This is a genomic window from Corallococcus aberystwythensis (assembly GCF_003612165.1).
Taxonomy (GTDB): domain Bacteria; phylum Myxococcota; class Myxococcia; order Myxococcales; family Myxococcaceae; genus Corallococcus; species Corallococcus aberystwythensis.
This window is the reverse complement of the sequence record NZ_RAWK01000284.1, coordinates 1-12,378: the sequence shown is the minus strand read 5'-3', so window position 1 is coordinate 12,378 and position 12,378 is coordinate 1. Positions and strand designations below refer to the sequence as shown.

The window sequence follows — 12,378 nt, the reverse complement described above, 5'->3', positions numbered from 1 at the left end:
GCCCCCACCTCCGTGCCGAACCGTCCCCCCGAGGCCCGCGCCGACACCGAAGGGAACCTGCGCTTCCTCATCAGCGGCCAGGCCTCTCCTGGAGACCGGGTCCGCGTGGGCGACGTGGACGCCACCGTGGAGGACTCCGGCGCGTGGCTCGCGACCGTGCTGCTGTATCCGGCCCAGAACGTCATCGCCATCACCACCACGTCGCCAGGCGGCGCGGTGGAGTTCGCCCAGCAGACCTTCGACGTGGTTCGACGCGGTGAGCACGGCTGGATCGTCATCCCTCGCGCGAAGGTGCGCCTGGGCGCCATGCGCGGGCTGTCCCCGGACGTGCCCCTGCCCACGGGAGACACCTTCCTGCGCCTGGAGGTGGTCCCCGGCACCCAGGTGACGACCCCTGAAACCCAGCTCGCCGCTGGGCCCGAAGGCGAGGTCCGCCTGCCCGTGCGGCTCGTGCCGGGACGCAACACCGTCCACATCTCGCTAGCCCTGCCACAGGGGCCCTCAAGCGCCGTTTCCGTGACCGTCGAAGCGCGGGCCCAACCCTTCGTCGTGGGCCTGCTCGACGTGGAGGCCAGCATCGCGCCGGCGGGCGGGGGCTTCCGGCTGCGGGGGCGCGGCGCCGTCCATGGCGAAGCCCAGGTGGGGCCCGTGCAGGTGGTGGGCGAGCTGGACCTGACCGACACCGACTTCCGCCAGCTGCACGACGCGCCGCTCGCGGACTGGCTGCGCCCCCGGATGCCGGAGCGCTTCGACCGCTGGCCCGACCCCGACCTCGCGCCGGCGGAGTGGGGCGACGCTTCCGTGTCCCTCACGCCCAACCCCACGGAAGGGCGCCTGCGCCTCGAAGCGCGGCACGAGCAGTACGGCCGCGCGGGCTTCGGCACCTACCGCGCGCTCCTGCAGGACCGCGAGGTGGGCCGCTACCACCGCCCCCTCTTCGGCCCGTACGCGGAGCTGAAGCAGCAGCTGGGCCCGGTGAGCGTGGGGCTGGATGCGTTCGCCGGAGGGCTGGTGGACCCCACGCGCGGCCTGGCCGCGACGCCCGCGCACGAGGAGCTGCGGGCCACCGGCGGCAGCCTCTACTACCTTGGAGGCGGCGTCGTGGCGGAGGGCTCGGAGCTGGTGCGCGTGGAGGTGCGCGACGGCGTCACCGGCCTGCCGCTGGGCGAACAGCACCTCATCCGGGGCCGCGACTACGACATCGACTACCTCGCGGGCCGCATCCTGCTCGCGCGCCCGCTGTCGTTCCTCACCGGCGCGTCACTCTTGCGCACGGACGCGCTCACCGAGGCGCCAGAGCCGGTGCTCGTCGTGGACTACGCCGTGCTGCACTCGGGGGACCCGCGCGACTCGGTGGGCGGCGAGGCCTGGGCCCGCTGGCGCGACTCCACCGTCGGCGTGTCCGCCGTGCGCGAGCGCCGGCTGGGTTCCCCCTTCCAGCTGCTGTCGGGGCGGGGCCAGACGCGGCTGTGGGGATACTCGCTCCTCGCCGAGGCCGCGAGCAGCCGGGGGCTCGCGGTGGCGCCGGGCGTGTTTGGCGTGTCGGACGACGGCGGCCTGTCCTTCCTCCGCCCGGCGGGCCTGCAGGATGACCACGGCGGCGCCGCGACCCTGCGCCTGAGTGGCCCCGGGGTGCTGGGCCCCGGGACGGGCGGCTCCGTGGATGCCGCGTGGCGCGAGCGTTCCAAGGGCTTCTCCGACGGCGCGCACGTGGACGCGGCCCGCTTCCGGCAGCTGTCCCTGCGCGTCACCCAACCCGTGGGCCCCGTGGCGCTCATGCTCCTGGGCGACGAGCGCCGCTCGGCGGATCCGCGCCTGCCCTTCGAGGACACGCCCTTCGGCGCCCGCACGCTGGGCGCCGCCGTGGCCTACGAGCGCTACGACGGGGGCGTGCGCCTGGAGCTCCGCGACAGCTGGCTGCGCGCCACGGACGTGCCCGGCGAGGGCGACGCGCTCGAGGGCGGCCGGACGTCCCTGGGCGTCGCGGGGCACTACGCGCTGTCCTCCCGCATCACCGTGTCCGCGGGCCACCGGCAGCGGCTGGTCGAGCGCGGCGACGGGCTGGGCCGCATGGACGACACGTTCACCTCCGCGGGCGTGGCCCTGCAGGTGGACGACGACGCCACCGTGGGCGTGAAGGGCGGCTGGGGCCCGGAGCTGGGCCCGCAGGCCTGGCTGGACGCGCGTGTGCGGCGCGGGCGCGAGACGTACTACGGCGGCTACTCCGTGGACGTGGACGGGCCAGACTTCGGCGCGGGCCGCGCGGTGACGGGCGCCCGCACGGAGGTGGGGGATGGCACCACCGTGTTCGTGGAGGACGTGAGCGCGCACGACGCCCTGGCGATGCGGCGGGCCCGCGCGGTGGGCTTCCAGTGGGCGGCGGGGCAGAGCGGCTTCAGCGCGGGCGCCCGCTACGAGCGCGGCGTGCGCAACCCGCTGGACATCGAAAGCGACCTCACGCGCGACGTGGCCAGCGTGTCCGCGCAGTGGCTGCGCGAGCGCTTCCGCGCGGACGTGCGCGCCGAATTGCGCCACGAGGAGGGCACGCCCGCGCGCGGCGCCTCCGGCCCGGTGGACCGCACCCAGGTGGTGCTGGCGCTGGCCGCGGAAGGCCAGCTGATGAAGGACGTGACGGCCTCCGGACGGCTGGACTTCGCGCACACCGCGGGCCGGGAGGGGCTGGAGGCCCGGTTCGCGGAAGGGTTCGCGGCGCTCGTCTGGCGGCCCGGCCCCTGGCTGGTGGTGGCGCGCTATGGCCTCACGCGCGAGCTGTCCCCCGGTACCCGCTTCGTCTTCGGAGACCGGGTGCTCCAGACGGTGTCGCTGATGCCGGCGGTGCGGCTGGGCGAGCGGCTCTCCGTGGCGTCGGGCCTGCACGTCGGGCGCTCCAGCCTGGGCGGGTCCTCGCGCTGGGTGTGGACGGGCACGCTGCGTCCCTCGGTGCGGGTGCTGGGCGGGCTGGAGGTCGCGGTGGAGGCCGCCCAGCGCACGTCCGCGGCGGATGACCAGGGGCTGACGGCGCTCCGGCCGGAAGTCGCTTACCGGCTGGACGAGCGCCTGCGGGTGGCCCTGGGGTACACCGTCCTGGGCTTCAGCGGCTTGGGTCTGGAGGCCGAACCGGAGGATGCTCCGGACCGCCTCTATCTCCGGGCGGAAGTGGCCTGGTAGGCGCCGGGCAGAGGGAAGTCGAACGTGCGATTCGGGTGGATCATCCTGGGACTGGGGCTGTGCGCGGGCGTGGCCCACGCGAAATGGACCCTCGTCGAGACCCAGACGGGCCTCCCGAAGGACGTGACCGTCTTCCGGCCCGGCTTCTTCGCCGTGGCGACCGACGGTCAGCTGTACGTGTCGCGCGATGGCGGCGTGACGACCGTGAACCTGGGCATGGCGGGCAGCTTCCTGCGCGGGGCCGACTGCGTGGTGGGCATCCGCACGGACGGGACGCTCCACAGCGTGGGCGGCTGCTCTCCGGCGGATGACGGCAAGCACCTGTTCCCCATCGACGGCAACGAGATCGAGGTGCGCGCCGTGCGCGTCACGGCGGACGGGGGTGTGGGCTACGCCGTCGGCGCCGAGCAGCCCTTGATGACCCCGCAGTTCCGCTCCTCGCTCGTCCCGACGGACGGCGGCACGGCCGCGTGGGGTCCCCTGTCGCCCCCGGTGACGGGTCTGACGGCCCAGCCGCAGCTCGCGATGCTGCCTCCGCAGGCGGATGGCCAGCCGCAGGCGCTGTTCTCCGTGTCCGCGGCCAAGGCCAACTTCCTCTGGTACCGAGGCACGGCTGCGGTGTCCTACGTGGCCTCGGGCATCAACTCGCCGAACTCGGCCCACGGCGTGGCGCTCCTGCCGGGCGCGACGCCGGACCGGCCGCTCGCGTTCTTTGGCAACGACACGGGTCTGTTTCGAGGCACCCTGGGCGACGCTGGCTATCCCTTCGAACCCATCCCGCTGGCGCCCGGCATGGTCGACGCGGTCGCTCTCGATGTGGCGAGCGGCTCCAACGCGGGGACGGGCTTTGGCCTGCTGTTCCTCAAGCAGGCGGATGACACGGTGGCGGCGTACAGCGCGGAGCCGGTGACTCCGCCCGCGCTGCCGGGCACCCTCTGGCGGCCGAACACGGACCTGCAAACGGGCCTCACCCAGTCCGCGCTGCAGCTGGCCTGCGCGGATGCGTCCTACTGTGTCGCCATCCTCAACGGGTACGCGCAGAACGTCCTCATCTACCGGAACGAGAACCCGCCCGACGTGAGCGAGCTGCCGGGCCGCATCCGCGTGGACGAGGGCACGTCGCAGGAGGTGCGGCTCACGCTGCGCGACGTTGACGGGGACGCCGTGCGGCTGTCGGCCATGGTGCGCGCGCCGGGCAGTCCGCTCACTGTCGCCCAGGCGCCGCTCGACTCGCGCGAGGACAGCGGGCTCAAGCTGACGCTCACCGCGCCGCCGTCCGTCTGCGCCACCCAGACGTCGTACCTGGACGTGGTGGCCTCCGACGGCCTGCGTGCGCACGACACGGCGAAGGCGGTGGCGCTGGAGCTGCGCCACACCGTCGCGCCCGGTGCGCCCCAGCGCCCCGTGGAGACGGTGCCCGGCGGCGCCTTCTTCATGGGCGGGCCCTCCGGCACCCTCACCCCCGCACGGGGCACCACCGGCTGCGAGCCCGTCCGGTACCTCTGGACGACGCCCTCGAGGGCGCCGGTGCTCACCGTGGACGCCGCGGGCGTGGCCACGCTCACGCCGCCCTCCAGCCGGGCGGACCGCTGCAAGGGAGGCACGACCGTCTTCAACTACGAGGTGCGCGCGAACGACGGCGAGCTGACCTCCCCGCCCACGAGCGTCCCATTGGAGCTCCACCCGTGGGGGCCCCCCGAGGCGCCGTTCACCAGCGGGTCGCGCGACGTCTACTCCGGGGCGGCCCTGGTCCCCCAGTCGACGCACCTGTGCGCGGCGCTCCCGGGGATGCCCCCGACGCCGGGCCTGCCGCCGGTGTCGACGTTCTGGTCGGTCCTGGAGAATCCCTCGGGCGTGGCGGTGATGGTCCAGCAGGGGACGGGCCGGAATCCCGTGGGTCCGGAGTCCATCGAGGGCAACTCGGTGCTGCTCTCCTCGGCGACCTGCGTGGACACGCTGCAGGTGAAGCTGCGCGCCTTCAACCGCATCACCGTGGACGGGTTCGTCCTCGACGGCCCGGCGTCCGACGTGGACGTGGCGGTGAAGCCGCGGTGGGTGGAGCTGAATTCGGTGAAGCCCAAGGTGACGTTGGATCCGCCGGAAGAGCGCAAGGTGCGTGGCCAGGTGACGACGGACTTCCCCCTCAACTGCACGGGCATGCGGAACTTCACCACGGTGGTGTCGCTGGAGGACCCGTCCGACCCGGCCCGGGTGTTCGCCACGCGGACGTACCCGTGGGCCTCGGGCACCTTCGAACTGGACCTGCCTCCCACCTGCGGCAGCGCCAGCTACACCCTGCGGGTGCGCATGCACGAGGCCCTGGCCGGGAGCTCCGACAAGACCGAGGACGGGCTCGAGACCTTCTCGCGGAACTCGCGCGACGTGGAGCTGGGCGAGCTGGACGGCGAGTTCATCGCCACCTGCGGCGAGGGGGCCCGGGGCACGCTGCGGCAGACGATTCCGGAAGGGGCCTGCTCGGCGGTGGACCTGACGTGGACGCCGACAGGAGGGCCCGCGCTGAAGCCGCTCGTCTCCCAGGGAGACTCGGTGGCGCTGGCCACGGTGGACACGGAGCTGGAGAGCCTGGTGGGCGAATTCGTGACCCTGGGCGTGAAGGCCGTGGGCGAGGAAGCGACCCCGAAGGACAGGGAACACACGGTGCGCATTGGCGCGCGGCCCTTCGTGACGGTGGAGCGGCGCACGGAGACAGGGGCGGGCATCACCGCCGGCCAGGTGGGCGTCACGGTGACGCTGCGCAACGACACCGCCTGCGGCGTGAGCGCCATCCGCTACCTGGAGACCGTCACCGGAGCGCAGGTGGTGCCCCAGAGCATGACGCTGAATGGCCAGCCGGTGACGCCGGTGGAGGCGTCCGAGCAGCACTTCGCGGTGGAGCCGGTGCCGCTGCCCGCGGGCGCGACCGCGACGCTCACGTACGTGGTGCGCACGGCGCTGCTGGCCCCACCGCGGTTCTCCGGCACCGCGACGCTGCGCGAAGTCACCGTGTCGCGCGCGGAACCGCCGCCTCCCGCCACGTCGGGCTGCGGGTGCTCCGGCGGAGGCTCGGGCGTGACGGCGTTCGGGCTGGGGGCGCTGGCGTGGGCCGCCCGGCGCAGGCGCGGCGTCAGAGCCCGAAGCTGATGCGCTGGCGGCGGTTGGGCGTCTCCTGCCGCTCCTCCAGCACGCCCGACAGCTCCAGGCCGCGCAGGGTGGCCAGGGCCTCGCGCTCGGACAGGTCCGTGAGGGCCAGCAGGTCCTCCACCGTCTTCGTGCCGTCCGCGAACGCGAGCAGCATCGCCTGCGGCCCGTCCAGCTTCAGCTCGTGCAGTCCGTAGGGCGGGTCCGCCGCGGGGAAGAGGCGGCGTCCGGGGGCCATGCGCTGGCGCAGCGCCACCAGCGTCTCCGTGCGCGTGACGCCTTCCAGGATGAGGTCGCCGGGGAAGAGCGACAGCGGCACCAGGTCCGCGCGCTGCGGCCGCATGGGGCTGAAGCCGTAGCCACCCTCCGTCCACGCGAAGGTGGACCAGAGGATGTCCTTCACCTGCTCCTCCAGCAGCTGACGGCGCTGCTTGGGGCTGAGCAGGCCGCGCTTGAGCAGGGCGTCGCCGGTGCGCAGCGAGTGCTCGCGCGCGTAGCCCGCGGCCTCCGCGAGCTGCGCTTCCGAGAGCGCGCCCTTGCGCAGGCAGAAGCGGCCGAAGCGCTCCGGCGCCAGGTTGGAGGCGGCGTACACGACGCGGCCCGCCTCGAAGTAGACGACCTTGAGCACCGTGCCCTGGCGCAGCTTCAGCTCGCCATGGTGACGGGCTTCGTAATAGGCGTTGAGCAGGCGCGGCACCGACGTGTGCGCCAGGTCTCCGCCCAGCGACCACTCCGGCAGCTGGCGGCGGCGGCGGGACGCCGCGGGCACGGCCTCCGTCCACACGGCGTCACGCTGGGCGAAGGGCAGGGGCAGGGCCTCCGACACGTCCGCGGGCTCCTCCGGGGGCGCGGGCTGGGACGGCTCGGACGGCCCGGCCGCGGAGTCAACGGACTCGAGCGCGGGCTCGTCCGCCCCGGGCGGCTCCTGGACCAGCTCCTCCAGGACGAGCAGGTCCACCTCGTCGAGCAGCTCTCCGTGCGTCACGCCCGCGGCCTCCTCCAGCGCGTTGAGCACGGCGTCCAGTTCGAAGGGCTTCTCGAAGAAGGCGCACGCGCCATGGACCTTGATGGCTTCCTGGGCGAAGCGGTCGCCCTTGTAGACGCCGCTGACGGCGATGGCGGGGATGGCGTGGGCACGCAGCGCGCCCAGCACCTCGCTGCCGCGGATGTCCGGCAGGAGCAGGTCCACCAGCGCGGCGTCGAAGCGGGAGTGGGGGCCCAGTGCCTCCAGCGCGGACTCGCCGGTGAAGACGGTGAGCGCCTCGTGGCCCCGCGTCTGCGCCACCGTGGCGATGAGGGAGGCGAGTTCCTGGTTGTCCTCCACGATGAGCAGTCGCGCCATGGGCGGGCAGACCCTACCATCAACCCCATGAAGGACGTTCAGGGCTTCCACCACGTGGCCATCCAAGCGAAGGACGTGGAGCGCGTGACCGCGTTCTATCGCGACCTGCTGGGCTTTCCGGAACTCAAGCGGCACCTGCGTGAGGACGGCACCCTGCGGAGCGTCTGGGTCGGCGTCCCAGGGGGCGCCTTCCTGGCCATCGAGGCGGTGGAGGGGACGCCGGAGGCCGTGCCGTTCCGCCATCCGGCGCCGGGGCTGTTGATGTTGGTGTTCCGGATTCCCCGCGAGGCGCGAGGTGGGGTGGTGGAGACCTTGGCCCGCGCGGGGGTAGCGCTGGAGCACGAGACGCGCTGGACGCTCTACGTGAGGGACCCCGAGGGCAACCGGGTGGGGCTGAGCCACCATCCAGACGACTAGGGGCGCGTGCCCGGCCGGGTGCTTGCGGAGGGTGAGGGGGCATGGCTACAAGCGGGCCCATGCGCCTGGGTGAACTGCTCGTGAAGGACGGCCTGGTGTCGGCGGCGGCGCTGGAGGAGGCGCTGGAGTCGCAGGTGGTCCACGGCGGCCGGCTGGGAACGAACCTGGTGGAGCTGGGGCTGTTGTCCGAGCAGGACCTGGCGAAGGCGCTGGGCCGGCTGCACAACTGCGCCTACGCGTCCGGGGAGATGGTGCCCGACCCGAAGGCCGTGGCGCTGGTGAACCCGAACGAGGCGGACGACAAGGAGTTCCTGCCCATGCGGGCGGACGCGACGCGGCTGAGTGTCGCGGTGGTGAACCCGCACGACTTCACGACGTTGGACGCCATCGCGTTCAGGACGGGCAAGCGAGTGGTGCCGGTGGTCATCCCCGAGTTCCGGATGAACCAGCTGCTGCGGCGGCACGCGAAGGCGTTCCGGCAGCTGCGGGCCATCGACATGAACGCGGTCCGGCCCAGGCCCGCGAAGGGCGCGGCGGCGGAGCTGGCGAAGGCGTCGGAGCGGCCGCCGGACCTGATGAGCGAGGAGGAGTTCCAGTCCGTCTACGCGCAGGCGCTGCGAGGCGGCTCGGATGCGGAAGCGGACGTGCTGGAAGGGGAGATCATCATCACCGGCGAGGAGGTGGTGGAGGCGCCCATGGCCGCGCCGCCCCAGGGCCGGCCCGCGATGCCAGCAGCTGTTCCGGTGCAGCGAGCCCCCGTGCCGCCCACGCCCCAGCGCCCCACGGCCCCGCGAGTGGACATCCCCGCGCACATGGCGCCCCCCGTGCCCGTGCAGGGCGTGCCCGCGCATGCAGCCCGTGCCGCGAATCCCCCAGGGCAGGGCGTAGGGCCGCAGGGCGTGCCCGCGCACGTAGCGGGGCAGTCCGGAGCGCAGAGCGTGCCCGCGCACCTCGCGGGGCAGATTGGAGCGCAAGGCGTGCCCGCGCACGCCGCGGGGCAGCTCGGAGCGCAGGGCGTGCCCGCGCACGCCGCGGGGCAGCCTGGAGCACAGAGCGTACCCGCGCACCTCGCGGGGCAGCTTGGAGCGCAGGGCGTGCCCGCGCACGTCGCTGGGCAGCCTGGAGCACAGAGCGTACCCGCGCACCTCGCAGGGCAGCTTGGAGCGCAGGGCGTGCCCGCGCACGCCACTGGGCAGTCCGGAGCGCAGAGTGTACCCGCGCACCTCGCGGGGCAGCTTGGAGCGCAGAGCGTACCCGCGCACGTAGCCGGGCAGCCCGGAGTGCAGGGCATACCCGTGCAAGTCGCAGGGCAGCTTGGAGCGCAGGGCGTGCCCGCGCACCTCACGGGTCATCCGGGAGCGCACGACATACCCGCGCACCTCGCGGGGCAGCCTGGAGCGCAGGGCGTGCCTGCGCACCTCACGGGGCAGCTTGAAGCTCAGGACGTGCCTGCACATCTCGTGATGCAGCCCGGTGCGCAGGGCGTGCCTGCGCACCTCACGGGGCAGCTTGAAGCTCAGGATGTGCCTGCGCACCTCGCGGGGCAGCCCGGTGCGCAGGGCGTGCCCGCGCATGTCGCGGGTCATCCGGCAGCGCACGGCATGCCCGCCCAGGTCCCGGCGCAGGTGCGTGGTGGGCCAGGAGGCACCAGCGTGCCCGCGCAGGTGGCGGCCCAGGCGGGTGCGGGTGTTCCCGCGCACGTCGCGGCCCAGGCCAGCGTGTCCGGCGCGGTTCTCTCAGGGACGGCCGCGAGCCCTCCCGTGGCCGCGAAACCGGCGGCTCCGCCTCCCACGCCGCTTACGTTCCCGGAGGCGCAGGCAGAGCTTGCGCGCAGCTCGGACCGCGAGGACGTGGCTCGCACAGTGCTCCGCTTCGCGCTGGGCAAGTGGCGCCGGAGCCTGCTGCTGTCCGTGCAGGGCAACCTCGTCACGGGCTGGCACGGCATGGGGCAGGGCGTGAGCAACGAAGGGGTCCGCCGCATCGGCGTGCCGCTGCGCGACCAGAGCACCTTCCGGCTCGTGCGCGACCTGCGCTCTCACTACGTCGGTCCGGTGAAGCGCGACGCCGCGATGGGCATGTTCTACCGGCTGCTCGGCGGCGGCTTCCCGACGACGGCGGTCATCCTGCCGCTGCTCGTGCGCGGCAAGGTGGTCCACCTGCTCTACGTGGACAACGGACCGGAGCAGTTCACTCCACCGGACGTGGGCGAACTGCTCATCCTCTCGCAGGGTGTGGGCCGCTCGTACGAAGCGATGATGCGGCGGCGCAAGAGCGCGTAGCGTCCACCCACGCGAAGGCTCACCCGGTCCCGGTGGGCCCTTCCATCGCGCGAGTCAGCGCGGGCATCGCATCGGGACGGTCCCACAGGACGAAGTGGCTGCAGCCGTCCAGTTCCACCACCTCGAGCCCGGGCTTCGCGCGCCAGGCGCTCTCCCGCATGGAAGCGGACTCCAGCACCCGGTCCTTCCCCGGCACGAGCACCGTGCCGCGCCGCACGTTGCCGAACAGGGACGCATCGCGCGTCTGGCTCCAGGCCTCGATGTCCCGCAGGTTGGCCATCATCGTCGCCACCCGCTTGGGGTTGAACGGGAAGGCCATGATGAGCTCGCGCTTGCGGGCATTCTCCAGCGGCCCCCAGGCGCCCCGGTTGTGCCGGGCAATGGGCGCGAGCCGCCACAGCGGGATGAGGAACGGTAGCAGCCAGAACTGCGACGGCGTCAGGCTCCGGTAGGGGCGGGCCTGCGGGAGTACGGGCGCCTCCAGCACCACCTCCACCCGCTCGAAGAGGTCTGGCCGCAGCTTCGCGGCCTCCAGGACCACGGCACCTCCGCGCGAATGCCCGTGGACGCGCACGACGTCCGTCCGGGGCAGGTGCTCCAGGGCCTGCACCAGCACGGCGGCATCATGGGAGATGGTGCCCTCTGGTTCGGCCGGCACCTTCGCCCACGGCGCGGGCTCCTCGCGGGGGCCGGTGATGGGCAGGTGGTAGTCGCAGCTCGTCAGCAGGATGAGCTGGAGGTCGGGCTCGCGGTAGTGGTGCGTGAAGTAGCGCATGTCGGCCACGAAACCGTGCATGACGATGACCGTGGCTCGAGGCTGTTCGCACCTTCGTTCAGCGATGACGGCCTTGCCCACCCGGTAGACGTGTCCATCGAAGGGCTCGCTCGCGCGGGGCACGCCCACCCGGTTCATCAACCACCAGCGCGCGGCCGGCACGAGGGCAGCAGTGCCGGCAAGGACTCCAAGAGCCACGAACATGCGTTCACCCAGGGCGGGAGGGGCGTCGGTGCCTCGCGGCGGACGGGCCCCGTTACACGTCGCCCATCATAAGGGCCGCATCCGCCTCCTGCCGCCAATGCGGCGGAGACGTGAGCAACAGCCCGACCGCCCGAGGCCCCGTCGGACAGCCCCAAACGAAGAAGAAGCGATCCTGTCAGGCACGACTCCGGGTGCATCCGGTGTGCAGAGCTTCTTGTGCGAGAGGAGACGAAGGGCTGTCACCGCTCACGAATCAGGTGGTTCTGAGGAGTGGGTAAGGCAGCAGTCAGAGACGCACAGCCTGGTGGTGGGGCCACATGGCAGCCCGCCGCCTTGCGCTTCATCATGCAAGGTGTGTCCGCGGGAACTGGTGGGAGGAGCCTCGGGCTGAATGCTCCTCTCTGGAGACGACGCGTCCGAACCTGTTCGGCAACCGGAAAGATTGCCCAAGACCGCGCCCGGCACAGATCCTCCGGTGCACTCCCCACCAGGCCCGCCGGGGGCGGACGTTGGGGCAAATGGAAACAGCAGCGCCCCGCTGTCGGGCTCCACAGGGAGTTCCTGCCCATGGGGACAGGCATCAACTCCAAGCGCCTCCGTGTCTTCGGTGGCTGACTTGAGACGCCCGAGGCCTATCTCCTCCACGCAGGAGCGTGCCTCCAATAATGCGTCATCGTGCGTGGCGGCTGGCACGAGGCTGCCAATGCCACGATCCTCAACGCAGGAGCCTGCCGCGAGCGCCTCGCCCTGCTCGGTGACTGCCATGGGGGCGCCGAGGACGCACGTCCCAACGCAAGGAGGTGCCTCGGGTGCATCGTCCTGCGCGGAGTCTGACGCGGGGGCGTCGACGCTGCACTCCTGAGCGTGAGGGGATTCGGGGGCCGCCTGCTCCCGAGGGACAGGAGCGAGTTGGTCGAGCACAAGCTCGTCGTACGTCTTCATCAGCGCCGGCAGCTGGTGCTGAAGCGCCTGCACGTCGCGCGCATACAGCGCATCCAACGCGCAGATGACCCACTGGCGCATCGCATCGCCGCCCATGAAGGGCAGCAGCCGGT

General features: G+C 72.8%; 6 protein-coding genes. 4 read left to right on the top strand and 2 right to left on the bottom strand.

What is annotated here, in order from left to right; genetic code table 11:
* Both D7W81_RS34125 and D7W81_RS34120 read left to right on the top strand, forming a co-directional pair.
* The coding region (locus D7W81_RS34125) for a flagellar motor protein (protein WP_120559577.1) at nt 1–3,168 on the top strand (3,168 nt) is incomplete at its 5' end.
* Nucleotides 3,169–3,192: 24 nt separating this feature from the next.
* Nucleotides 3,193–6,309, top strand: coding sequence for a hypothetical protein (locus D7W81_RS34120; RefSeq protein WP_120559576.1), 3,117 nt, complete (start codon nt 3,193–3,195; stop codon nt 6,307–6,309).
* Here D7W81_RS34120 and D7W81_RS34115 read toward each other — a convergent pair.
* Nucleotides 6,293–7,648, bottom strand: a complete 1,356-nt coding sequence (locus D7W81_RS34115; RefSeq protein WP_120559575.1) for a DUF4388 domain-containing protein — start codon at nt 7,646–7,648, stop codon at nt 6,293–6,295. The two genes, D7W81_RS34120 and D7W81_RS34115, sit on opposite strands and share 17 nt — an antisense overlap.
* Before the next feature lie 27 nt (nt 7,649–7,675).
* Here D7W81_RS34115 and D7W81_RS34110 point away from each other — a divergent pair, with 27 nt between their 5' ends.
* A complete protein-coding gene (locus D7W81_RS34110; protein ID WP_120559574.1) occupies nt 7,676–8,065 on the top strand; it encodes a VOC family protein in 390 nt (129 codons plus the stop codon).
* A gap of 59 nt (nt 8,066–8,124) precedes the next feature.
* A complete protein-coding gene (locus D7W81_RS43800; RefSeq protein WP_244227608.1) occupies nt 8,125–10,344 on the top strand; it encodes a GspE/PulE/PilB domain-containing protein in 2,220 nt (739 codons plus the stop codon).
* A gap of 19 nt (nt 10,345–10,363) precedes the next feature.
* Here the strand turns inward: D7W81_RS43800 and D7W81_RS34095 are convergent, their stop codons facing one another.
* A complete protein-coding gene (locus D7W81_RS34095; protein WP_120559573.1) occupies nt 10,364–11,323 on the bottom strand; it encodes an alpha/beta fold hydrolase in 960 nt (319 codons plus the stop codon).
* Between the last annotated feature and the right edge of the window lie 1,055 nt (nt 11,324–12,378).

Coding starts and splice junctions, on each gene's coding strand:
- D7W81_RS34115 (WP_120559575.1), bottom strand. CDS start 7,648: ATGGCGCGACTGCTCATCGTGGAGGACAACCAGGAACTCGCCTCCCTC.
- D7W81_RS34110 (WP_120559574.1), top strand. CDS start 7,676: ATGAAGGACGTTCAGGGCTTCCACCACGTGGCCATCCAAGCGAAGGAC.
- D7W81_RS43800 (WP_244227608.1), top strand. CDS start 8,125: ATGCGCCTGGGTGAACTGCTCGTGAAGGACGGCCTGGTGTCGGCGGCG.
- D7W81_RS34095 (WP_120559573.1), bottom strand. CDS start 11,323: ATGTTCGTGGCTCTTGGAGTCCTTGCCGGCACTGCTGCCCTCGTGCCG.